20 protein-coding genes are annotated in these 21,873 nt (G+C 66.2%); 8 read left to right on the forward strand and 12 right to left on the reverse strand.

Annotation, left to right across the window (positions count from 1 at the left end; translation table 11 throughout):
* Positions 1 to 3: 3 nt before the first annotated feature.
* From trbF to VQ065_RS24675, 4 genes are read left to right on the forward strand one after another with little or no spacing between them, the layout of a single operon-like run.
* Positions 4 to 708 (forward strand): conjugal transfer protein TrbF, encoded by a 705-nt coding sequence (gene trbF / locus VQ065_RS24660; RefSeq protein WP_001211312.1) that lies wholly within the window; start codon positions 4 to 6, stop codon positions 706 to 708.
* Positions 705 to 1,697, forward strand: coding sequence for a P-type conjugative transfer protein TrbG (gene trbG, locus VQ065_RS24665; protein WP_000776560.1), 993 nt, complete (start codon positions 705 to 707; stop codon positions 1,695 to 1,697). Before trbF ends, trbG begins: the two co-directional genes overlap by 4 nt.
* Before the next feature lie 2 nt (positions 1,698 to 1,699).
* Positions 1,700 to 2,980 carry a TrbI/VirB10 family protein gene (locus VQ065_RS24670; RefSeq protein WP_003092274.1) on the forward strand — a complete coding sequence of 427 codons (1,281 nt, stop codon included), beginning with the start codon at positions 1,700 to 1,702 and terminating at the stop codon, positions 2,978 to 2,980.
* Positions 2,977 to 3,222: a DUF2274 domain-containing protein gene (locus VQ065_RS24675; protein WP_000108283.1), complete on the forward strand. Its 246-nt coding sequence runs from the start codon at positions 2,977 to 2,979 to the stop codon at positions 3,220 to 3,222. The genes VQ065_RS24670 and VQ065_RS24675 overlap by 4 nt, the downstream gene beginning before the upstream one ends.
* Positions 3,223 to 3,534: 312 nt before the next feature.
* On the opposite strand, the gene pprA is transcribed toward VQ065_RS24675, so the two are convergent.
* Entirely contained in the window at positions 3,535 to 6,303 is a 2,769-nt protein-coding gene (pprA, locus tag VQ065_RS24680; protein ID WP_003093823.1) for a two-component system sensor histidine kinase PprA, read from the reverse strand.
* Between the two features lie 9 nt (positions 6,304 to 6,312).
* Positions 6,313 to 6,819 (reverse strand): TadE/TadG family type IV pilus assembly protein, encoded by a 507-nt coding sequence (locus VQ065_RS24685; protein ID WP_003120840.1) that lies wholly within the window; start codon positions 6,817 to 6,819, stop codon positions 6,313 to 6,315.
* 63 nt (positions 6,820 to 6,882) lie between these two features.
* Here VQ065_RS24685 and fppA point away from each other — a divergent pair, with 63 nt between their 5' ends.
* Complete coding sequence (gene fppA / locus VQ065_RS24690) at positions 6,883 to 7,365, forward strand: type 4b pilus Flp prepilin peptidase (protein ID WP_003110115.1); 483 nt, start codon at positions 6,883 to 6,885, stop codon at positions 7,363 to 7,365.
* Positions 7,366 to 7,485: 120 nt separating this feature from the next.
* Positions 7,486 to 8,313, forward strand: a complete 828-nt coding sequence (gene pprB, locus VQ065_RS24695) for a two-component response regulator PprB (RefSeq protein WP_003103959.1) — start codon at positions 7,486 to 7,488, stop codon at positions 8,311 to 8,313.
* Between the two features lie 25 nt (positions 8,314 to 8,338).
* On the opposite strand, the gene tadG is transcribed toward pprB, so the two are convergent.
* Genes tadG through rcpC form a run of 9 tightly spaced genes read right to left on the reverse strand, consistent with a single transcriptional unit; the run spans position 8,339 to position 17,508 of the window.
* The gene (gene tadG / locus VQ065_RS24700; RefSeq protein ID WP_003093832.1) at positions 8,339 to 10,009 is read right to left on the reverse strand and encodes a type 4b pilus Flp biogenesis protein TadG; all 1,671 of its coding nucleotides are present in this window, start codon (positions 10,007 to 10,009) and stop codon (positions 8,339 to 8,341) included.
* Between the two features lie 24 nt (positions 10,010 to 10,033).
* Positions 10,034 to 10,318 carry a DUF3613 domain-containing protein gene (locus VQ065_RS24705; protein ID WP_003093834.1) on the reverse strand — a complete coding sequence of 95 codons (285 nt, stop codon included), beginning with the start codon at positions 10,316 to 10,318 and terminating at the stop codon, positions 10,034 to 10,036.
* 22 nt (positions 10,319 to 10,340) lie between these two features.
* Positions 10,341 to 11,078, reverse strand: coding sequence for a type 4b pilus Flp biogenesis protein TadD (gene tadD, locus VQ065_RS24710; RefSeq protein ID WP_003110118.1), 738 nt, complete (start codon positions 11,076 to 11,078; stop codon positions 10,341 to 10,343).
* On the reverse strand, positions 11,075 to 11,986 hold the full coding sequence (gene tadC / locus VQ065_RS24715; RefSeq protein ID WP_003093845.1) for a type 4b pilus Flp biogenesis protein TadC: 912 nt from the start codon (positions 11,984 to 11,986) through the stop codon (positions 11,075 to 11,077). Before tadC ends, tadD begins: the two co-directional genes overlap by 4 nt.
* A 9-nt stretch (positions 11,987 to 11,995) precedes the next feature.
* A complete protein-coding gene (gene tadB / locus VQ065_RS24720; RefSeq protein ID WP_003093848.1) occupies positions 11,996 to 12,880 on the reverse strand; it encodes a type 4b pilus Flp biogenesis protein TadB in 885 nt (294 codons plus the stop codon).
* Positions 12,877 to 14,142 carry a type 4b pilus Flp biogenesis ATPase TadA gene (gene tadA / locus VQ065_RS24725; protein ID WP_003093851.1) on the reverse strand — a complete coding sequence of 422 codons (1,266 nt, stop codon included), beginning with the start codon at positions 14,140 to 14,142 and terminating at the stop codon, positions 12,877 to 12,879. The genes tadB and tadA overlap by 4 nt, the downstream gene beginning before the upstream one ends.
* Entirely contained in the window at positions 14,139 to 15,323 is a 1,185-nt protein-coding gene (gene tadZ, locus VQ065_RS24730; protein ID WP_003093855.1) for a type 4b pilus Flp biogenesis protein TadZ, read from the reverse strand. Before tadZ ends, tadA begins: the two co-directional genes overlap by 4 nt.
* A 9-nt stretch (positions 15,324 to 15,332) precedes the next feature.
* Complete coding sequence (gene rcpA / locus VQ065_RS24735; RefSeq protein WP_003093859.1) at positions 15,333 to 16,583, reverse strand: type 4b pilus Flp secretin RcpA; 1,251 nt, start codon at positions 16,581 to 16,583, stop codon at positions 15,333 to 15,335.
* Between the two features lie 13 nt (positions 16,584 to 16,596).
* Positions 16,597 to 17,508 (reverse strand): type 4b pilus Flp biogenesis protein RcpC, encoded by a 912-nt coding sequence (gene rcpC / locus VQ065_RS24740; protein ID WP_023098821.1) that lies wholly within the window; start codon positions 17,506 to 17,508, stop codon positions 16,597 to 16,599.
* Positions 17,509 to 17,917: 409 nt separating this feature from the next.
* Here rcpC and flp point away from each other — a divergent pair, with 409 nt between their 5' ends.
* Together flp and pctC are read left to right on the forward strand one after the other, a co-directional pair.
* Positions 17,918 to 18,130, forward strand: a complete 213-nt coding sequence (gene flp / locus VQ065_RS24745) for a type 4b pilus Flp major pilin (RefSeq protein ID WP_003093864.1) — start codon at positions 17,918 to 17,920, stop codon at positions 18,128 to 18,130.
* A 188-nt stretch (positions 18,131 to 18,318) separates the two neighbouring features.
* Complete coding sequence (pctC, locus tag VQ065_RS24750; protein ID WP_014603577.1) at positions 18,319 to 20,217, forward strand: methyl-accepting chemotaxis protein PctC; 1,899 nt, start codon at positions 18,319 to 18,321, stop codon at positions 20,215 to 20,217.
* A 103-nt stretch (positions 20,218 to 20,320) separates the two neighbouring features.
* Here pctC and VQ065_RS24755 read toward each other — a convergent pair whose 3' ends face one another.
* Positions 20,321 to 21,811, reverse strand: coding sequence for a helicase HerA-like domain-containing protein (locus VQ065_RS24755; protein WP_003093869.1), 1,491 nt, complete (start codon positions 21,809 to 21,811; stop codon positions 20,321 to 20,323).
* Between the last annotated feature and the right edge of the window lie 62 nt (positions 21,812 to 21,873).

A 21,873-nucleotide genomic window follows, 5' to 3' on the forward strand; every position in this document is an offset into this window, starting at 1 on the left:
CCCATGCGATTCAAACGACCGCAGGTGCGCTACGCCGATACGCCGCAGCCTGCCACCCCGTATCAAGCCGCCGCCCAGGTGTGGGACGACCGTATCGGCTCCGCCCGCGTGCAGGCGAAGAATTGGCGCCTGATGGCCTTCGGCTGCCTAGTGCTCGCGCTGTTGATGGCCGGCGGCCTGGTGTGGCGCTCGGCGCAGTCCATCGTGACGCCCTATGTCATCGAGGTCGATCAAGCCGGGCAGGTGCGCGCCGTGGGAGAGGCCGCCACGCCGTACCGGCCCGGCGACGCGCAGATCGCGCACCACCTGGCGCGCTTCGTGACGCTGGTTCGCTCGCTGTCCATCGACCCCATCGTGGTGCGGCAGAACTGGCTCGATGCCTACGACTACACCACCGACAAGGGCGCGGCGGTGCTCAACGACTACGCCCGCACCAATGACCCATTCGCCCGCATCGGCAAGGAATCGGTAACGGTGCAAATCACCAGCGTGGTTCGCGCGAGCGACACGTCTTTCAACGTGCGCTGGACAGAGCAGCGCTATGTCAACGGTGCGCCCGCCGGCACCGAACGCTGGAACGCCGTGCTTTCGACCGTCCTGCAAACCCCGCGTACTGAACAGCGCCTGCTCAAGAACCCATTGGGTATCTACGTCAACGGCCTGTCATGGAGCCGCGAACTGGATTCTTCCGAAGGAGCCAAACCATGAAACTTCGTTTCCGCCTTTACGTTGTTCCTTTGACGCTGCTGGCCCTCGCGGGCTGCGCCTCGCAGGGGAAGCCGCCGCCATCCATCTCGCTCGACGAGACGGTGCTGGCCCAGCCGTTGCCCGAACCGCCCAAGCCCGTCGAAGTCGTCGCCGTCCCTGAACCGCTGGCGCTGCCGGCGCAGTTGAAGCCCCTGCCGGAACTCGATGAGGCCCCCGTTGCGCCGGAGCCGGCCGACGAAAAGGTGCGCGTTTCCCGTGCCAATGCAGAAGCGCGTATCGCGCCTACCCGTGAGGGCTACGTCAACGCGATTCAGGTGTGGCCGTTCACCGATGGCGCGCTTTATCAGGTCTATGCGTCGCCGGGGCGCGTGACGGTGGTTTCGCTTCAACCGGGCGAGGAACTGGTAACGGTCGCCGCCGGCGATACCGTGCGCTGGATCGTGGGCGACACGTCCAGCGGCGGCGGGGCCGATCTGCGCGTCAATGTGCTGGTCAAGCCTATCCGCTCCGGTCTGAAAACCAATCTCGTCATCACCACCAGTCGGCGCACCTACCTGCTGGAGCTGACCTCGACCGAGAGGGCATGGATGGCGTCGGTGTCCTGGGACTATCCGAAAGACCGAATGCTCGCGTTGCAGCGCCAGGCGCAGGCAGCGCAGGCAACAACGCCTGTCGATACGGGCCTGTCGCTGGACAAGATCCGCTTCCGCTACGCGGTATCGGGCAGCAACCCGCCGTGGAAGCCTCTGCGCGCCTTCGATGATGGAGAGAAGGTCTATATCCAGTTCCCGCCGGGCATCGCCCAGGGCGAGCTGCCGCCGCTGTTTGTCATCGGCGCGCAGGGCGACGGGCAACTGGTGAACTACCGTTTTCGCTCGCCGTACTACGTCGTGGATCGCCTGTTCGGCGCGGCCGAACTGCGGCTGGGCGGCGATGGCGGCGACGTGGTGCGGATCGAGCGCACCGATGGTGTTGCACGGAGGAACTGACCATGAGCCAGGATGACACTCCCGACCTTGCCGCGCCGCAGGCGGACAAGGTGGCGCCGGAGGCAGTGGCGCTGCGCGCCCAGCCGCGTCCAGTCACACGCCTGAACCGGCGCTCGCTGGCCATCCTTGCCGGCGTCCTAGCGGTCGCCGTGCTCGGCGCGCTGATGTGGTCGCTGCAACCTCATCGACGCAGCACAGGCGAGCAGACCGAGCTTTACAACGTCGATCGCGTGTCAAAGTCGGAAGGACTGGATGCGCTGCCGACGGACTATTCCAAGCTGCCGCCGGCGTTGCTGCCTGCCGTTCCCGAACTAGGGCCACCGCTGCCGGGCGATCTTGGCCCGGCTATCGTGAAGTCGCAGCAACCGGCGACGGCTGCCTACGCGGCCCCCGGTCACGACCCGAACGATGCCCTGCGAAAAGAAGCCGAGGCGGCCGCGGCCTCGTCCGTGTTCTTCCGCTCGGGTGGGCAGAATGCGGCGCCGGTAGCGCAGACACAGGTGGCCGCTGCGCCGGGCTTCGCCGCCAATGCGGCGTTTGACCCGCTGGCGGCCGGGCCGGCCTCCACGGCGGCCCAACCTGCTGACCCGACAGCGGTGCAAAACCGGCAAGACCAGAAAGAGGCTTTCATGAAAGCTGGCCCCACTGAAACCCGTAATTCCGGCAATCTGACTCTGCCAATTTCGCCGTATCAGGTTATGGCCGGAACAGTGGTCGCAGGTGCCTTGGTGACGGGCATCAAGTCGGACTTGCCCGGCGACGTGATCGCCACGGTGACGGAGCCGGTCTATGACACAGCCACCGGGCGCTTCCTGCTGATTCCGCAGGGTTCGCGCATCCTGGGCAAATACAACAGCCAGGTCAGCTACGGGCAGAGCCGCGTTCAAGTCGTCTGGAACCGGATCATCCTGCCGGACACGTCTTCGCTCACGCTCGACAACCTGGCCGGCACCGACCCAGCCGGCTATGCCGGGCTGGAGGACGATGTGGACTACCACTGGGGCCGCATCTTTGCCGGTGCGGCACTCACCACGCTGCTGGGCGTCGGTGCCGAGCTGGCCGCGCCGGAGAACCGGCAGGATGGTGATCGCGTCATCATCGCTGGGCGCGACAGCGCGCAGGACAGCATCAATCAGGTCGGCCAGGAGATGACCCGGCGCAACCTCAACATCCAGCCGACCTTAACGCAACGGCCGGGCCTGCCGGTTCGCATCATCGTCAACCGGGATCTGGTGCTGCGGCCGTACCAGCCGCTGTTCTTCAACCGGGGGACTTCACGATGAGCACGACCAAGAAGCTGCGGCTCGGCCCGCTGCCGAAGACCGAGAGCACCAAGCTGACTTTCGTTTGCCCGACCAGCTTGAAAGTCGACCTCGACCGCTACGCCGCGCTACACGCGCAGGCGTATGGCGAGGCCGTTGATGCGGCGACGCTGATCCCGCATATGCTGGAAGCGTTCATGGCGGGGGATCGAGGATTCAGGAAGGGCACGGCGACCCGCAGCACACCACCGAAGCCGCCATGATTGCACCGCATGCTATTCAACGGCATCCATCGAACGCGCAGCCCAGGCTGCGCGTTCTTCATTCTGGATGCCGCCGAGCCTGTTGGGCTATGATGATGCGACAGGCCCGCCGTTCCTCGGCAATCCAGCACTACACAGTGCGATGCGGCTTTCTCTCCCAACGCTCCTATGTCGCTCCTAGCCGACAACGCCGCTCTTCTTCTAAGCGGCCCCGAAAGGAGCTAACCTACTGTCCCATATACGGTTTCAAGTCCTTCTTGATTTGCGCGAAAGAATTGACACCGGCACTTTTTTGCCGCGCTCCCACCGACGTCATCCGCCCGCCTCGGCGGGCGCCGCCAGCGGCAAGCGAACCACGAACAACGCACCCTCCCCCTGGTTGGCCGCCGTCAGGCTACCGCCCATGTTGCGCACCAGATCGTGGCTGACCGAGAGACCCAGGCCGGTACCCTTGCCCTCCGCCTTGGTGGTGAAGAAGGGTTCGAATATCCGCTCCAGCAGGAGCGGTTCGATCCCACCGCCGTTGTCGTGCACGTGCAATTCGACCCAGCCCGGTTCGCGGCAGGCCACCTGCTCCAGGCGAACACGCCGGCTGGCCAGGCCGGGATTGCCAAGCAGGGCATCGCGGGCGTTGGCGAGCAGGTTGATGATCACCTGTTCCAACTGGTCCGCCTGCCCTCGCACCACCATCCGCTGCGTCGGCGCCGGGCACTCCACCTCGATGGCGTGCTGACGCAGCCCCTCGCCGAGCAGGCCCAGGGCGCCTTCGAAGGCGGCATAGGGGTCGAACGGCAGCGCCTCCAGCGCCGACTTGCGGCTGAACACGCCGAGGTGGCTGACCAGGCGGTCGACGCGCAGGACCTGGGCATCCATGCGCTCCAGTTTCTCGCCCAGGTAGTCGCCGTCGAGGCCGACGCTGTTCATCCGCTGGCGCATGTTGAACAGGGTCATGCGCAGCACGTGCAGCGGCTGCTTCACCTCGTGGGCGAGGCCGCTGACCATCTCCCCCAGGCTGGCCATCTTGGCGCCTTGCGCCAGTTGCTGCTGGGCCCGGCGCACCGGCGTGTTGTCGCGCCCCACCGCCTGTACCTCGCACAATTCGCCACGGGCGTCGAACAACGGCCGCTCGGCCCACACCAGCCAGAGAAAACGTTGCCCCGGCAGGTTGAAGCGCAGCTCCGGCACCTCGCTGGCGCCCTCCCGCGGCGAGCCCAGCAGACGCGCGCGCAAGGCGCTGGCGTCTTCCGCCGCCAGCCACTCGTCGAGCCGGCGACCGACCAGGCGCTCCGGGCTGGTCGCGAGGCTATCGGCGAAGGTCCGGTTCACGTAGGTCAGCACCAGGTCGGCGGTATAGCGACAGATCAGCGCCGGCGAATCCTCCACCAGGACCCGGTAGCGTTCCTCGCTCTCGGCGATACGCTGTGCCGCCAGGTGCTGCTCGGTCACGTCCAGCCACAGGCCCACCGCCTCGCTGGGCAGGCCCTGGGCATCGCGCAGCAGCTTGGCTTCGTCGTAGAGCCAGTGCCAGTTGCCCTGGCCATCGGCGAGGCGATAGCGGGTCTTCACCCGGCCCTCGCGAAGCAACTCGCGGCCACGGGCGAAAAAGGCCTCCAGATCATCCGGATGCACCCGTTCGGCGAGCGCCTGCCAACTCTGTCCCTGCAGGTCGAGGCCGAGCAGGTTGCTCGCGCTTTCGCTGTAGAACTCCGGCACCAGGTGCCCCTGCTCGACCCGCTGGACGTAGATCACCACCGGCGCGCTGTCGATCAGGCTGCGCAGCCGCGCGTGGGCCGCCTGTACCCGTTCCTCCTGGCGCCGGCCTTCGCTGATGTCGAGCAGCACGCCGGACAGCCCCAGCGCGCTGCCGCGCCCCAGCGGCCGGCCCTCGATGCGCAGCCAGCGGCGCTCGCCGCGGCTATCCGGCTGACGCAGGCAAAGGTCCTGGGCCAACGCCTGGCCGCTGCGCAGGCTGGCACGCAGGCGCAGGCCGAGTTCGTCGGCGTCCGCCGGTTGCAGCAGGCCCTGCAGGTGTTCCAGCGGCACCCGACGATACTCGCCGGTCAACCCCAGGCTGTCGTGCAAGGCCGGCGCCAGTTCGAAGAGTTCCTGCTCCGCCCAGTAACGCCACCAGCCGCCGCCGATCATCTCCTGCAACAGCCCCAGCTTGCGCGAACTGTCGTGCTGCTCGTGGAGTTCGCAGCGGTCCGCCACCTGGTTCGCCAGCAGTTCCGCGAGGTATTGCCAGTCCTGCGGCGCGGGCCCCTGGGCGAGCTGCTCCAGCGACATCGGCCGCACCAGCAATGCCCCCAGGCGGCCACCGCGCATGGCCGCCGGCACCAGGTAGAGCGCGTCCTCGCCGATCTGCCGGAGCAGCGTCGAGGCGCCTTCGCCACGGCGTAGCAAGCGCGCGCCCGCCCCTTCGCGCAGATCGTCGTCGGCGAGTTGCAGGGTCGGTCGCAGCAAACTGTCGCTGCCAGGCCGTACATGACTGGCGAAGACCGTGCAGAAGCCCTTGCCGTCGCCCAGCAGCAGGGCGATAGCCTGCATCTGGAACGCGCCGGAGAGCGATTCGAGAATCTCCTGGACCGCCTCCGCCAGGTGCCCGTGGGAGACATGGCGCAGACGCGAAAGGATCAGCTTGCCCAGGCTCAGGCTCTGCAACTGGTGCTGCTGGCTGTCGGACTGCCAGTTGAGGTCGGAGATGTCCATGCCCAGCAGCAGCGAGCGTCCCAGGCCGTCGAGCGGCTGCATCGGCTGGAAACGACAGGTCAATGGCGCGGCGGCATCGCTGCGCAGCGTCAGGTCGAGACGTTCGCCCCGGCGCAGGCCGGCCAGCGTCGGCGCACCGGGGGCGCGCCGCTCCAGATACTCGGCGAAAGGCCGCGGCTGTTCGCCACGCCCATGGACGCACTGCAGACGATACGCCTGCCGCCCACCGACCCGGATCACGCGGTCCTGTTCGTCCATCTCGAAACACAGGTCCCAACTCCTCAGCGAAGCGCTCCAGAGGGAGGGGCCTTCCTGCGAAAAGGGTTCCGGCCTCTCGGCCTCGGCGGACGACGAGCGGGAAAATTCGAACATGCGACCACCTCACAGCAACAGGTTGGCACTCGCCTTCAGCGTCTGCGGCAGGTTGGGAATCGCGCCGATGCCGGGGAAGCTCAGCACGGGGATGATCGCCTTGCCCGGATCGCCGTACGGGTACTGCACGCAGACCTCGATCCGCGACGTGGCGCTGACGTAGTCGGCGTACTGGCCGTTACCGGCACAAGGCTGGAGGTTCGCTCGCCAGGCCGCCGGCATCCAGTCCAGGCGTGCGAGCAACTCGTCCCTGGCACGGGCTTCGGCGAGGCTCTCGTAGCCCGCATCGGAGGGATCGACAGCGATCGCCGCACGAGCCCCCACGGCAGCGGCATCGTTGAACGACTGCAACATGAGCAAAGGAATGCTGTAGCTGATCAGGCCGTAGACCAGCGCGAAAAACAGCAGGAAGATCGCTGTGAATTCGATGGCGACGGCGCCGTGCTGGCGTCGCCGGGAAGCTTTTCCGAGCATGAGCTGACATCCCCGATCCGCATCCTTAATACTAGTCGTCATTCGCTCCGCCAACGTTACTGAAAAGGTATTAATCCAGATGTCGAAAAAAGGCTGAAGAACAGGATGGAACAATTAGCACTGGCCTTGTGGGCAAGCGTTTGCGGATATCAGGACATCAAACGTTTGCGCGTCTCCAACTGGCTTATCCTGGGCGGTTTTCTTATTTCCTTTGTTTATTTATATGTGAAAGAGTCAAGCCTGACCGGCGCTACGGTTAATATGGCAATGACCGCACTTTTTATAGGCGTCTGCCTCAGCCTTCCCGGCTACCTTCTCGGCAGGCTCGGCGCCGCCGACGTCAAGTACCTGGCCGCACTGGGGCTGGCCAGCGACCCACTTACGGTGCTCTATAGCCTGGCCTTCGGCTGCCTGCTGTGCATCGCGCTATTCATCCTCGTAAAGTTATTCAAACGTTCGGTAGAAAAGTCCGCAATGAATGAAGAAGTTCGCCTTCGAAGGGCACCGTCAAAAAACAAGTCATTCCCTTTTATATTCGCCATGAGCGCCGGCCTTTTGGCACATCTGATTATCAGTAAAATTATCTGAGTAAACTTGCGGAAGACCTCACTTAGCGACTATATGCTTATGGCTAATACCATTCGGTATGGCTGCATTCCAATGCACGTCCCCTGTTAAAAACAAAATAAGCAAATGGAGCGTATGACCATGGACAAACCGGCCTCGCGGCATTTCAGCGTCTTGATCATCGATGATGAACCCCAGGTGACCTCGGAACTCCGCGAACTGCTGGAAAACAGTGGCTACCGTTGCGTAACCAGCACCCACCGGGAGTCGGCGATCGCCAGCTTCCAGGCCGACCCGAACATCGGCCTGGTCATCTGCGACCTCTACCTGGGGCAGGACAACGGTATCCGCCTGATCGAGAGCCTCAAGGAAGTCGCCGGCAACGGCAGGTTCTTCGAATCGATCATCCTCACCGGTCACGATGGCCGCCAGGAAGTGATCGAGGCCATGCGGGTCGGCGCCGCCGACTACTACCAGAAACCGGTGGCGCCGCAGGAACTGCTGCATGGCCTCGAACGCCTGGAGAACCGCCTGCACGAGCGCGTCCGCAGCCAGTTGAGCCTGAGCCACGTCAACCAGCGCCTGGAATACCTCGCCGAATCGCTGAACTCGATCTACCGCGATATCCACAAGATCAAGTACGAGGTACACGGCAACAGCCAGCCGAGTGCCCTCAAGAGCGAAGACAGCCAGCCGTCCGCGCCGCCGGCGTCGGTCGCGGAAAGCCAGGTGTCCCCGAGCAATCCGCTGTTCGGCAAGCTGTCGCCCCGCCAGCAGGCGGTGGCGCGGCTGGTGAGCAAGGGCCTGACCAACTACCAGATCGCCTACGAACTGGGCATCACCGAGAACACGGTGAAGCTGTACGTCTCCCAGGTGCTGCGCCTGATGCATATGCACAACCGCACACAACTGGCGCTGGCCCTGTCGCCTGCGGCGATGCAGCAGGGCAGCGGAGCGGTGGTGCACTGACAGGCGCGATGGCCCGGCGGACCTGCTAGATCAGCAGTTCCGCCCTGCCGACATCGACCTTCAGAATCTCCGCGTCGATGTATCCAAGTTGTACCCCCAGCAAGGGCAGGACCAGATTCAGGATCGGCGTCAGCAGCCCATCGACCAGAGGTGCCACCACGGAATTCACGATGAGGTCGGTGAGCGCCGTCGAGCCGCACAGCAAAGGCAAGCACAGTCCGAGCACCACGGGATTGACGTTGATGCTGGTTTTCAGGGTACTGGCGAGAAAGCCGCTTTCCGGCAACCTGCGGCTCTGGACGAGATCGGAACCGTCGGCTTTCACGTTGAATCGCGTATCGCCCGAGCTGCCGGCGATCGAGGTATCGAGCTTGAGATCCAATCGCACCAAGCCGCCAAGCACCAGAATCGAGCCGACCTGATCGATGTTGGCCGGACTGCCGATCTTTATCGTCGCTCCGCTGCTTCTCCAACCGAAGTCCAACGCGGTATCCGGGCGGGTACAGGCCATGCTTTTCAGCCAGACGGCTCCCGACGCGCCTTCGATGGCCAGTTGCAGTTTCGTGGTGGCGAGAATGGACAGGAACCCGGAATCGATGTCCGCCGTAAGTCGTACCTGGGACTGGCGCACCTCCGTGCGCCAGGCGCCGCTCTCATCCTGCCCTGGCGGCCCGGAGACGATCCTCTTCGGCTCTACGACCGTGAGCCGTGCATTGGCCAATCCGGGGATGCCCAGGTTCACGGCGACCGCGGAATTCTTGTTGGCGACCTGGGCAACCGCCATGATGAGATCCAGCGCATTGATCGCCGTATCCAGCTGCGACATGCTGTTCACCTCGCCGGCGCTCAGCCCCAGCAAGTCTCCCAGTTTCAACGTGGCCGACTTTACCCCCACCAATTGCGTTCTCAGGGCCTCGACCGAGGCTACGCCGTTCTTCGCCAGGACGTTCACGCTGGCGGCGAGTACCTGCTGCAAGCCGACGTTGGTATTCAACAACTGTTCGATGGTCCCCAGGCTGGTATCGACCCCGACCAAGCCCATTCCATTCGGGCCGAGAATGTCCAGCACACTGAGCTTCGCGTCGGCGATACCGTTGTAGGCCGCCGCGGAGAGATCGATCTGGGTACCCAGCAATCCGCTCAGGATGGGGTTGAGCAACGCCGATTGACCACTGTTCACGCTGGCCAGCCCCGTGCCTGCGGAAATCGTGGCGTTCGGCAGGCGTCGCGCCACGGCCTCTGCGCGGAGATCGACGTTGGCATTGCCGCCGCCGAACAGTCCCCCGAGGTTGGCGACCAGGCTGCCGGGAACGCTCTTGGTCACCTCGACATGCACCGCCTCGTTGGCGGCAGCCGCGTTCGACGCGCTGGCTATGAAACTGCGCAGGCCGCCGGCACTCAGCACGCCGCCGACCTCCGCCGACAGGCTGGAGCCGGCGGCGTCCGCATCGAACCCGTTGAGCATCGCGCTGGCCTTGGCGAAAGACGTCGCCTGGGCAGAACTCTGGTCGCCGCACAAGGCTCCCTGGGAGGCACTCTCCAGCGCCGCCACGTCCGCCACTCGCTGCAGGTTGCGCTGCTCCAGGTAGAGCCGCCCGGTATCCACCACCAGCAACAGGCAGATCAAGGCCAGCAGCAGGGTGGTCGCCGCCAGGATGCCGATCGCCCCACGCTGTCTTGCAGGCCATCCGTTCATGCCCTGCCCCTCCGCCAGGAACCGTCAGTTCTTGCTCTCGCCGAAGCCGCGATCTTCCAGCAGGTACTCGGGAATCTCGTGCTCATAGCTTTTCAGGTAGCGCTGGTAGGAGCGCTGGCGCTCGGCGGCGGTCGCGCTTTGCCGGACCGGGCTGGCGGCCCGGCCGCTCGCCTGGATGGCCAGCCAGGCGCGGGTGGCGGTCTGCGGTTCGACCGTCGCTGGCGCGGCGGGACGGACCACCGGCGTGTCCGCGGCCCAGGCCGGGCCGGACAGGAGCAGCAAGACGCCGAACAGGATTCGCTCGTGCATGGGTCACCTCTCCGGCGCCGGCTCAGGGCGCCTCGTTGGCCATCGCGGTATGCATATTCGCCTCCGCCGGCAGTTCCGCCAGCGGGTCGTCGCTTGCCGGCGCCGCGCCGGGTGTCGGTACGGCACCCCAACTACGCGCCCGCGCCTCGGCCGCGCGGATGTCCCGGGCATCCAGCTGCAAACGCTCGATCAGGCGCTGCGCATCTTCCCGGTCGCCTTGCAGGTACAGCAGGCCGAGCAGGTTGGTCGCCGGCAGCTTGCCGCCCTGCTGCAACTCCAGCGCAGTGATGAATTCGAAGCGCGCGCCGACACGGTCGCCGCGCTTGAGCAGGGCGACCCCCAGGTCGTTGCGGAAGCGGCTCTCGGTCGGCCGCAGGCGCGCCGCCTCGCGCAGCTCGAGGACCGCCCGGGCGCTGTCGCCACTGCGCAGGGCGAGCAGGCCGAGGCCGTGGTGCGCCTCGGGTGCCTTGCAGGTTTCCAGCAGGGCCTGGTACTCGGCCCTGGCCCGCGGGTCGCCGATCCGGCGCAGGATCAGCGCCCTTTCCTCGCGCACGTCGAGCAACCCCGGCGGCATGCTTTCCAGGTTGGCCAGGGCCGCATGCAGGCGGCCCTCGCGGATCATGTCGCGGACCATGTTCATCTGCAGTTCCTGCTCCTGGCCGAGCTGCTGCGAACACTCCCGTGGGCCGTCCCGCCCCGGCAGCGCGGCGCAACCGCCGAGCAGGGCGGCGCACAGGCCGATGCCGATCAGTGCTTTCATCCCAGTCCTCCCAAGGCCTTGGTGATGGCGATGACGCCCGGACCGGCGAGGACGATCAGCAGCGCCGGGAACAGCAGCACCATCATCACCAGGCTCATCTTCGCCGACAGCTTGCCGATGCGTTCCTGCAAGGTGGTCAGGCGCCGGTCTTCGAACAGTTGCTTGAGCGTCAGCAGGGTGCTGCGCGCACTGCCGCCCTGGCGCAACATCTGCCGTAGCACGCCGCAGCAGTCGTTCAGCGGGTCCACCTGCAGGCGCCGGGCAAGCGCGTCCAGCTCTTCCGCCAGGTCGATACCGTTGTCGGCACGGGTCAGCGCCAGGTCCAGCTCGCGGGCCAGTTGCGGGGTGATCCCGCGGCCTTCCAGGCAGACCACGCGCAGCGTCTGCTCCACGGTCAGGCCGGCATCGAAGAGGATGCGGATCAGTTGCACGAACAGGATCATCTCGTCGGCGATCAGCGCCCGGCGCGCCTTGGCGAAGTGCTTGAGCACCTGCTTGGGCAGGAGGAAACCGATGCCGGCGGCGAACAGCAGCGGCACCGCGTAGGACGCCTCGCTCTCGGCGCGCAGCAGCTTGACCAGCAAGACCAGGAGAACGAACAGCAGCGGCGTGAGAAACACCGAGATCAGGTACAGGGTCCGGTAGCGACTCTCGTGCCAGCCGGCCTGTTGCAGCAACTGGCGGGCCTCGCTGTCCATCAGTTGCAGGCGCCGCACCCAGAAGCTGTCGTCCATCCGCTCGGTCATGCCGGCCAGCCACCTGGTCGAGCCGCCAGGGTTGGCCAGCGCTCCCAGGCGCCTCTCGATCAGGCGCTGCTCGCGGCTGCCGTTGCGCGCCTGGAGCAACAGCAACAAGGCACCGCCGACCGCCATCAGGAGCGCCGCGAAAATCAGCCACTGTGCCTGCATGGCCACCTCCTAGACGCTCTTGAGCATGCGCCACAGCGCATAGCAGCCGAGCAGTTGCAGCCCGAGCGAGGCCAGCAGCAGGAAACGCCCGGTGCCGTCGGCCCACATGTTCAGCAGATAGCCCGGGTTGCTCGCCAGGATGTAGCCGCCCAGGGCGCTCGGCACGCCGGCCAGGACATAGGCGCTGATCCGTGTCTCGCCGGTCATCGCGTGCAACTGCCGGCTGAGCTTCTCGCGCTCGTGGATGAGCTTGACGATGCTGTCCAGCAGGTCGCTGGTATTGCCGCCATAACGGTGGTTGACCGAGACACCCAGGGCGAGGATGCGCAGTTCCTCCACCTCGTAGAGTTCGGCGACTTCCTGCAACGCCTCTGGCAGGTGGATGCCGAGAAGCACGTGGTTGCGCGCCAGGGTGAAGATGTCGCGCAGCGGCTCCTCGGCGTTCTCCACCGCCTGCATCAGCGCGTCGCCCAGGGTGCGCCCGGCGTGCAGGCTGCGCACCACCTGGTCGAGGAAGCGCGGCATCTGCCGGATCATTCGCTTCAGGCGGCGCTGGTAGAGCATGCCCAGGGCGACGCGGCAGGACAGCGCCGCCAGTAGCAGGCCGCCTAGCGCACCGACGATGCCGAACAGGCGCAATCCGCTCCAGACCAGCAGCAGCGCGAGCACTGCCGCCCCGAACAACCACGGGCGCGGGCGCTGGATACCGGCGCGACGCATCTGGCGAGCCAGCCAGTGACTGCTGCGCGGCCGCACCGCGACCGCCTCCTGGCGTCCCAGCAGCCGTTCAACCACCAGTTCGTTGCGCCCGGCGCGCCAGCCCATGAACGCCAGAGCCAGCGCGGCGAAAGCCAGCACGCCGCTGAACAGCACCAACAGTTGCGCGCCGTTCACAGCAGCGCCTGGCGGAATTTCTGCCCGACCGGCGCGGCCTGGCGGACGAACTGCCCGCTGCCACGCCGGTCGAGACTGAACAGGGTATTGGTGACGTACACGCCGTCGCGCACCTCCAGCACCTCCAGCACTTCGCTGATGCAACGCCGACCGCTGGCCAGGCGGGTGATCTGCACCACCACGTCCAGCGCGGCGCAGATCATCAGGCGCAAGGTCTGCTCCGGCAGCCTGTTGCCGGTCAGGCCGACCAGCATCTCCATGCGCAGCAGCGAATCCATCGCCGAGTTGGCGTGCACCGTGCTCATCGAGCCGTCGTGGCCGGTGTTCATCGCCTGCAGCACGTCGAGCACCTCGACGCCGCGGATCTCGCCGAGGATGATCCGGTCCGGGCGCATCCGCAGGGCGTTGCGGATCAGGTCGCGGGCAGTCACCTCGCCGTAGCCCTCGGCGTTCGGCGGACGGGTCTCCAGGCGCACCACGTGGTCGTGGCCGAGTTGCAGCTCGGCGGTGTCCTCGATGGTGACGATCCGCTCGCGTTCGTCGATGAAGCCGCTGATGACGTTGAGCAAGGTGGTCTTGCCGGTGCCGGTGCCGCCACTGATGAGGATGTTGCAGCGGCGCGAGACCGCCTGGCGGAGGAACTCGAGCAAGGCTTCGTCGACGCTCTGGTAGGCCAGCAGGTCGGCACTGCGCAGCAGCTCCTGGCTGAACTTGCGGATCGAGATACACGGCCCGTCCAGCGCCACCGGGGGAATGATCGCGTTGACCCGGCTGCCGTCCGGCAGGCGCGCGTCGACCATCGGGCTGGACTCGTCCAGGCGTCGGCCGAGGGGCGCGAGGATACGCTGGATCACCCGCAGTACATGGTGGTCGTCGATGAAGCGCAGGTCGCTCTGGTAGAGCCGCCCTTCCCGCTCGACGAACACCCGGCCCGGTCCGTTGACGAGGATTTCCGAGACGCCGGGATCGCGCAGGAGGATCTCCAGCGGGCCGAAGCCGGTGAGTTCGTCGACCACCTCTTCGGCCAGGCGGTCCAGTTCGTAGCGGGAGATCGCCAGTTGATGGCGCGAGCCGTATTCGCAGACCTTTTCCGAGACGTACTGGACCACGGCGGAGCGCGCGCCCTCCAGCAGGTTCATGCCGTCTTCGTCGATCTCGTCGATGATGTAGCGGTGCAGGCGCAGCTTCAGCGCCTGGATGTCCTGCTCCTGGCGGTAGTGGAAGGCACCGCCGTCAGGACGCGCGCCGAATCCCGTGCTCATAGCAGCGCCGCCTTGGCCCGGCCGAGCCAGGACAGCAGCGAACGGCGCTCGCCACGTGTCACGCACAGGCTGTCCGCCAGTTGCCGCAGCTTGGCCGCCAATGGGTCGCGCGGCGCCACCTCGAACAGGCTCTTGCCGAGGTTCTTCGCGCGCAGGCGCGATTCCGGGGACAACGGCAGGACACCGAACAGATCGAGGTCGAACATCCGGCTGAGGGCCTGCTGGTCCGGCGCCACATTGGGCAGGTAGCGCTCGATCAGCAACTCGATGGAGGGCAACGGCAGGTTGCGCTCGCGCAGGCGGCGCAGGCGCTCCAGGCCCTTCTTGCAGGACGGCACGCTCTGGTCGACCATCCACAGCACGCGGTTGGCCTGCACCAGCAACTGGTTGCTCAGCTCGCCCTCGGGCAGCCCGGTGAGGTTGACCACCACATGGCTGAACGCCCCGCGCAGGTTGCCCAGCAACAGATAGAGTTCGGCGGTGGTGACTCGCTCCAGCACGCCGGGCTCGTCGGTCAGGCTGAGTATCCGCAGGCCGCTGTCGAGGCGGGTGAAGGCGCTGTCGATCAGGGTCTGGTCGAGGCGCCGCAGGTTGCGCAAGGCGTCGCTGAAGGTGAAGGCCGAGTCCAGGCCGAGGATCGCCAGCGCCTCGCCGGTGGGCTGGCCGACGTCCAGCAGCAGGACCTGGTTCGGCGTCTGCTCCTGCAACGCCTTGGCCAGGTGCAAGGCGACGAAGGCGCCGTCGGCATCCGGTCGGGCGCTGACCAGGGTCAGCAGCTCGCCCTGGCGCGCCGCGCTCACCGGCACGCTGGGCAGGCGTCCGCCGAGGCGCCGGATCAGCCCGGTCAGCTCGCTGGCGCGGGCGCCGTAGGTGATGAAGTCGCGCGCGCCGGCGCGCATCGCCGCCAGCACCAACTGGTTGTCCAGGCCGTCGCCGATGGCCACCACCGAGAGCATCGGTCGCGCCGATACCAATCCCTCGACCAGCGCGCCCTGGGACACCAGGTTGCTCTTGCCGAGGCTGATGAACAGCACCCCGGCGGCGGTGACGTCGAGCAGCGCCAGCAACTCCTCCAGGCTGGCGCTGCCTGCCGGTACCACCTGGCCGGCGGACGCCAGGCTGTTCTGCAACCAGTCGAGTTCGCCGGGATGCTGGGTCAGCGCCACGAAGTTCTGGTTCATGCGCGCCTCCTAATCCGACAGGCCGGTGTCGTTCTGCTGGCCGTCGTACTCGCCGCGCTCGAGGAAGTACAGGCGCGAGAACCCCGGATCGTAGTGCCGCAAGCCCTCGCCGGGCAGGTCCGGCAACTGTGCGTCGGCGGCCAGCGGCTGGACCAGGTGCGGGGTGACGATCATCAGCAGCTCGCGGTCGTCCTTGTCCAGCTTGGTCGAGCGGAAGAACGCACCGAGGATCGGGATGTCGCCCAGCCAGGGAAACTTGTCGACGTTGCTCACCGAGTTGCTGCTGGTCAGCCCGCTGATCACGAAACTCTCGCCATCGGCCAGCATCACGCTGGTGTCGGTGCGCCGGACGCGCAGTGCCGGCACCGCCACCCCGCCGCTCTGGATGCCGGCGCTGTAGTCCAGTTCGCTGACCTCCGGCGCCACCTTGAGAGCGATGCGGCGGTTGTTCATCACCGTCGGGGTGAGGGTCAGGCGGATGCCGAACTCCTTGTATTCGATGGTGACGTTGTCGTTGGTGCCGTTCGGCACCGGGATCGGAAACTCGCCGCCGGCGAGGAACGACGCGCTCTGCCCGCTCATCGCCACCAGGCTCGGGCGCGCCAGGGTATAGGCGAAGCCGCTGCCCTCCAGGGCATTCATGAAGCTCAACCACTTGCCGCCGCCGAAGATCAGGTTGAATCCCGAGCTGCCGGTGCCGAAGGTGCCGCCCAGGCCGCTGCCGTCGGCATTGACCTTGATGTCGCCGAGGCTGCCTGGCGCACCGAGCACCCAGAGGTTGCCGCCGCGCCGGACGAACGAGGTGCTGGCCTGCTTCAGCTTGCTGCGGCTGACCTCGACGAAGCGGATATCGGTCTGCACCTGGTTCGGTAGCTCCTCCGCGGCGCCGGCGGTGAACGCTGGAGCACCGCGGGTATCGACGCTACCGCGTCCCTCGACCTCCACCAGGCTGCGCAACGGCTCGGGACTGCAGCCGGTCCAGATCAGCAGGCTGGTGGAGCCCTGTTCCTTGCCGGTGACCAGGAAGCCGCGACGATCCAGCAACTGTACGTCGGCGATCTTCGGATCGCCGATGGCCAGCCGTTCGATCGGCACCGCCAGGCGCAGGTCACGCTGTTGCCCCTGGACGACATCGACCCGCGGCGCCTGCGCCAGCAACTCGATGCAGCCCTGCGGCAAAGCCAGTGCCGGCAGCGCCAACGCCACCCCCATCAGCCCTCCCAGCCAGCGCGACACGCCTATCCCGGTGCTCCGATGCATATGCCGGCTCCCCTCAAGGCGCTTCATGGGTCATGGCGCTGCCACGGTAGACCGTGACCCCGTTGGCCACCGGCACGCGCGGAGCCGCGCTGCGCACGCTCGGCGCCGTCGGTTTGCGGCGCTCCAGCAGTTGGTCGAGGCTCAGCGCCGCGCTCGGCGCGCCCAGCGACGCTTGCAGCAGCGCGCCTTCCTGCTCCCTGCGGTAGAGTTCTTCGTCCTTGCTGCGGATGGCCAGGCGCAGCGAACCGGCCTGGCTCGCCAGCATCAGCCGCGCCACGCCGTCCTCCGGTACCGCCAGCACCGCGGTACGCGGCGGACGCGGGTCCTTTTCCTGGTTCGAGCGGTCCTGCCCATCGCTGCCCACGGCGATCCGCTCGCCGTAGGTCAGTACCCGGACTCCGGGCAACACCAGTTGCGCCAGCGGGGTCGATTCGCCGTCCCGCTCGTCACGCACGAAGAGCATCACGTCGACATAGTCGCCGGGCAGGACGAAGCCGCCGCCGCCGACCACTTCGTCCACAGCGATCGCCATCGCCCGCTCGTCCGGACGGATGGTCCGGGCCAGCGGACCGCCGGGTTCTAGGGTCGCGGCGGAAAGAATGCTGCCGGCCGGCACCGCGACCCAGACCCGCTTGCCGAGCAACGCCTCGGGCCTGTCGTAGCTACCGACCGGTGCGGTCCGCAACCGCTCGACGCTCAGGTCGTCCTTGCCGATCACCGCCAGCGCCGGGAGATCGCGACTGGCCACCAGCACCGGCTTGCGTTCGAGCTTTTCCAGCGAAGCGTCCACCGCCGCCGAAGCCGGCGCCACGGATGGAGCATGCGCGTTCGATGGCGCGCGGCCGATGGATACGCCGAGGTATCCGAGCAGCACCGCACCGAGCAGCAGCAGGCCGGCCAGGGCCATCAGCACCTTGCTATTCATGGGCAGACCCCTGCTATGCGTCCGGACAGGTCGATGAACGGAAAATCACCGGCGATCGCCGATGATCGGAAAAGAAAAACGGGCGTCTCGCTGTCCGTGTCATGGCCATACTCCGGGACTGGCTTTCCATGGCAGGTACATTGGGGTTATCGACTGGCGACAGTCGTTATTCAAGAACCAAAGTTCATAACTTCGAACTTGCGACGATAGGCCTGAATCTAGACTCGGGATAATCAATGTCAATTTGTCATTAGATGTAGTCCAAGCCTTGTAACCCGCCATATAACCTTGCGACTAATCCACTCCTACTAATGCCATTTAGTTGTTGCAAAACGCCATCATCAGCCTAGCCTCAGCGTGGAGGCAGGGCTCTGTCTCGGTGATTGCCGCGTTCGAGGAGCAAACAAGAATGAAGAACCTGACCCTGTTCGTGTATTGCAAAGTTCGCGCATTCCTGGCGGACGAAGAAGGGGCAAACGCCATCGAATACGCGGTTATCGCCGGTTTGATCGCGGTGGCTCTGATTGCCGTATTGAGTCCCACGGACAGCGGTATCGTCGGCGGTCTGAAAGCCTTCTTCGACGGCGTCGGCACCAAAGTCGGCGGACTGGCTCCGGACTGACGTCCTCTTCCAGAGCGATTTCCCTCCAGTGGCGCCATTTTCATGGCGCCACTATTTTGCCTTTATGCTGGCACTGTGCTACAAAGCCGGCCGTTCAGGCGCTGGATCATGGCTTTCCCCCGCAAGCTCCCTACCTGGTGGCCTGGGCTCCCCGCCCTTCTTGAGGCTTTTGCCAGGACGCATCGCTCATGCTTCGCTCGCTGTCGTTTGCCAAGAAAATCCTTCTCGCCGCCGCATTGGTGGTGGTTTTCGCCTTCACCTGCTTCATCCTCTACAACGATTACCGACAGCGCGAGGCCGTGCGCACGGACACGGAAAACTACCTCGGGGAAATCGGCACCCTGACCGCCAGCAACATCCAGAGCTGGCTGGAAGGCCGCATGCACCTGGTGGAAGGCCTGGCCTCGCAACTGGCGCTGCTCGACCAGCCCGACGAGGCGAATATCGCAAGGCAACTGGAACAGCCCGTCTTCAGCCGCAATTTCGCGTCGGTCTATCTTGGCGAGGCGGCCAGCGGCGCCTTCACCATGCGCCCCTACGACGCCATGCCGGAAGGTTACGACCCACGTACCCGCGCCTGGTACAAGGACGCGCTGACGGCCGACCGGCTTATCGTCACCGAACCCTTCGTCGATGCCGGCACCGGCGAGCAGATCCTCGCCATGTCGCTGCCGGTGCGGCACGCCGGTCAACTGCTGGGCGTCGCCGCCGGCGACATGAAGCTGGAGACCCTGACCGCGATCCTCAATTCCCTGAAGTTCGATGGTGCCGGCTACGCCTTCCTGGTCAGCGACGCCGGCAAGATCCTCCTCCACCCCGACTCCGGGCTGGTCCTGAAGACCCTCGCCGAAGCCTATCCCAAGGGCGCACCGAACATCGACCCCGGGGTCCACGAGGTGGAACTCGACGGCCGCAGCCAGTTCGTTTCCTTCACCCCGGTGAAGGGACTGCCCGGCGTGACCTGGTACGTCGCCCTGGTCCTCGACCGCGACACCGCCTATTCGATGCTCAGCGAATTCCGCACTTCGGCGATCGTCGCCACGCTGATCGCGGTGGTCGGCATCATGCTTCTCCTCGGCATGCTGATCCGCGTACTGATGCAACCGCTCACCGACATGGGCCGCGCCATGCAGGACATCGCCCAGGGTGAAGGCGACCTGACCAAGCGCCTGAAAGTCACCAGCAACGATGAATTCGGTACGTTGGCCAATGCCTTCAACCGCTTCGTCGAGCGTATCCACGAATCGATCCGCGAGGTCGCCGGCACCGCCCGTCAACTGCACGACGTGGCGCAACTGGTGGTGAACGCCTCGAACTCCTCGATGGCCAACTCCGACGAGCAGTCCAACCGCACCAACAGCGTCGCCGCAGCGATCAACGAACTCGGTGCCGCCGCCCAGGAAATCGCCCGCAACGCCGCCGATGCCTCGCACCATGCGTCCGACGCCAACCACCAGGCCGAGGACGGCAAGCAGGTGGTCGAGCAGACCATCCGCGCGATGAACGAGCTTTCCGAGAAGATCAGCGCCTCCTGCGCCAACATCGAGGCCCTCAACAGCCGCACGGTGAACATCGGCCAGATCCTCGAGGTGATCAAGGGCATCTCCGAGCAGACCAACCTGCTCGCCCTCAACGCCGCCATCGAAGCCGCCCGCGCCGGCGAGGCCGGACGCGGCTTCGCGGTGGTCGCCGACGAGGTGCGCAACCTGGCCCATCGCGCCCAGGAGTCGGCCCAGCAGATCCAGAAGATGATCGAAGAGCTGCAAGTCGGCGCCCGCGAGGCGGTGGCCACCATGACCGAAAGCCAGCGTTACAGCCTGGAGAGCGTGGAGATCGCCAACCGTGCCGGCGAACGCCTGGGCAGCGTGACCAGCCGGATCGGCGAGATCGACAGCATGAACCAGTCGGTGGCCACCGCCACCGAGGAACAGACCGCGGTGGTCGACTCGCTGAACATGGACATCACCGAGATCAACACCCTCAACCAGGAAGGCGTGGAGAACCTCCAGGCCACCCTGCGCGCCTGCGGCGAGCTGGAAGCCCAGGCCGGGCGCCTGCGGCACCTGGTGGACAGCTTCAAGATCTGAGCCCGTCCGTCCCACAGGCCAGCTAACCGCGAAGCGGTTAGTCGGCGATCATCCAGCCCCCATGAAAAAGGCGCCCGCGGGCGCCTTTTTCATGGCCTGGCGCTCAGCGCCGCTTCTTCCCGCCCATCAACGAGCCGAGCAGGCCACGCACCAGCTCCCGGCTCAACTGGTTGGCCGCCTGGCGCATGGCGCTCTTCACCGTCGAATTGGACAGCAGGCTGCCGAGAATCTGCCCGGCCATGCCGCCGACGCCGGACGCGCTTTCCTGCTGTGCAGGCGCCTGGCCCTGGACCTCGGGCTTGGCGTCCGCCTTGCTCGCCAGCACCTCGTAGGCCGACTCGCGATCGATCGGCTGGTCGTAGCGGCCCTTCAACGGCGACCGCTGGACCAGTTCGGCGCGTTCGCTGTCGCTCAGCGGGCCGATCCGCGAATAGGGCGGCGCCACCGCGACGCGCTGGACCATGGCCGGCGTGCCCTTTTCCTCCAGGGTGCCGACCAGCGCCTCGCCGATACCCAGTTCGGTCAGCACCCCCAGGGTGTCGAACGCCGGGTTCGGGCGGAAACCATCGGCCACCGCGCGCAGCGATTTCTGCTCCTTGGCGGTGAAGGCGCGCAGGCCATGCTGGATACGCAGGCCGAGCTGGGCCAGGACATCGTCCGGCAGGTCGCCCGGCGACTGGGTGACGAAGTACACCCCGACGCCTTTCGAGCGGATCAGCCGGACCACCTGTTCCAGGCGGTCGCGCAAGGCTTTCGGCGTGCCGTTGAACAGCAGGTGGGCCTCGTCGAAGAACAGTGCCAGCACCGGCTTGTCGGCATCGCCGCGCTCCGGCAGTTGCTCGAACAGCTCGGCCAACAGCCAGAGCAGGAAAGTCGCGTAGACCTTCGGCGCCTCGTGCACCAGGCGGCTGGCGTCGAGCAGGTGGATGCGCCCGCGCCCGTCCGGCTCGGGGCGGAGGATGTCTTCCAGTTGCAGGGCAGGCTCGCCGAAGAAGGCCTCGGCGCCCTGCTGCTCCAGAGTGGCCAGGCGGCGCAGCAGCGCCTGCCCGGAAGCGCCGGTGAACAGCGCCCGGTCCTCGCCGAGGATCTCCGGATTGTCCTTCAGGTGGTTGAGCAGCGCCTTCAGGTCCTTCAGGTCGAGCAGCAGCAGGCCTTCCCGGTCGGCCACCTGGAAGGCGGCGAACAGCGCGGCCTGCTGGCTATCGGTCAACTCCAGGAGGTTGGCCAGCAGCAGCGGGCCCATCTCGCTGATGGTGGTGCGCAACGGGTGGCCGGTCTTCCCGGCGATGTCCCAGAGCGTGGTCGGGTAGGCCTTCGGCTGGTAGTTCAGCCACGGCATGCTGGCGATGCGTTCGGCGACCTTGCCCTGCGGGTTGCCCGGCGCGGCGATGCCGCACAGGTCGCCCTTGATGTCGGCGGCGAATACCGCGACACCGGCATCGCTGAAGGATTCGGCGAGGTGCTGCAAGGTCACCGTCTTGCCGGTACCGGTGGCGCCGGCGATCAATCCATGACGGTTGGCCAGGCGCCAGGCCTGCCCTACCGGCTGGCCATCGGGGCCAGCGCCGATCAACAACTCATTCGCTTGCGACATCCATTCATCCTCGGGACTAAAGCTCCGGCACGCTGTGCCGACAGTATGGGAAAGCCCTTGTA

This window comes from Pseudomonas sp. KBN10P06128 (genome assembly GCF_037574945.1).
Classification (GTDB): domain Bacteria; phylum Pseudomonadota; class Gammaproteobacteria; order Pseudomonadales; family Pseudomonadaceae; genus Pseudomonas; species Pseudomonas aeruginosa.

Coding starts and splice junctions, on each gene's coding strand:
- trbG (WP_000776560.1), top strand. CDS start 705: ATGAAACTTCGTTTCCGCCTTTACGTTGTTCCTTTGACGCTGCTGGCC.
- VQ065_RS24755 (WP_003093869.1), bottom strand. CDS start 21,811: ATGTCGCAAGCGAATGAGTTGTTGATCGGCGCTGGCCCCGATGGCCAG.
- flp (WP_003093864.1), top strand. CDS start 17,918: ATGAAGAACCTGACCCTGTTCGTGTATTGCAAAGTTCGCGCATTCCTG.
- rcpA (WP_003093859.1), bottom strand. CDS start 16,583: ATGCATCGGAGCACCGGGATAGGCGTGTCGCGCTGGCTGGGAGGGCTG.
- tadD (WP_003110118.1), bottom strand. CDS start 11,078: ATGAAAGCACTGATCGGCATCGGCCTGTGCGCCGCCCTGCTCGGCGGT.
- pprA (WP_003093823.1), bottom strand. CDS start 6,303: ATGTTCGAATTTTCCCGCTCGTCGTCCGCCGAGGCCGAGAGGCCGGAA.
- pprB (WP_003103959.1), top strand. CDS start 7,486: ATGGACAAACCGGCCTCGCGGCATTTCAGCGTCTTGATCATCGATGAT.
- fppA (WP_003110115.1), top strand. CDS start 6,883: ATGGAACAATTAGCACTGGCCTTGTGGGCAAGCGTTTGCGGATATCAG.
- tadG (WP_003093832.1), bottom strand. CDS start 10,009: ATGAACGGATGGCCTGCAAGACAGCGTGGGGCGATCGGCATCCTGGCG.
- rcpC (WP_023098821.1), bottom strand. CDS start 17,508: ATGAATAGCAAGGTGCTGATGGCCCTGGCCGGCCTGCTGCTGCTCGGT.
- VQ065_RS24705 (WP_003093834.1), bottom strand. CDS start 10,318: ATGCACGAGCGAATCCTGTTCGGCGTCTTGCTGCTCCTGTCCGGCCCG.
- tadC (WP_003093845.1), bottom strand. CDS start 11,986: ATGCAGGCACAGTGGCTGATTTTCGCGGCGCTCCTGATGGCGGTCGGC.
- pctC (WP_014603577.1), top strand. CDS start 18,319: ATGCTTCGCTCGCTGTCGTTTGCCAAGAAAATCCTTCTCGCCGCCGCA.
- trbF (WP_001211312.1), top strand. CDS start 4: ATGCGATTCAAACGACCGCAGGTGCGCTACGCCGATACGCCGCAGCCT.
- VQ065_RS24670 (WP_003092274.1), top strand. CDS start 1,700: ATGAGCCAGGATGACACTCCCGACCTTGCCGCGCCGCAGGCGGACAAG.
- VQ065_RS24675 (WP_000108283.1), top strand. CDS start 2,977: ATGAGCACGACCAAGAAGCTGCGGCTCGGCCCGCTGCCGAAGACCGAG.
- tadZ (WP_003093855.1), bottom strand. CDS start 15,323: ATGAACCAGAACTTCGTGGCGCTGACCCAGCATCCCGGCGAACTCGAC.
- VQ065_RS24685 (WP_003120840.1), bottom strand. CDS start 6,819: ATGACGACTAGTATTAAGGATGCGGATCGGGGATGTCAGCTCATGCTC.
- tadA (WP_003093851.1), bottom strand. CDS start 14,142: ATGAGCACGGGATTCGGCGCGCGTCCTGACGGCGGTGCCTTCCACTAC.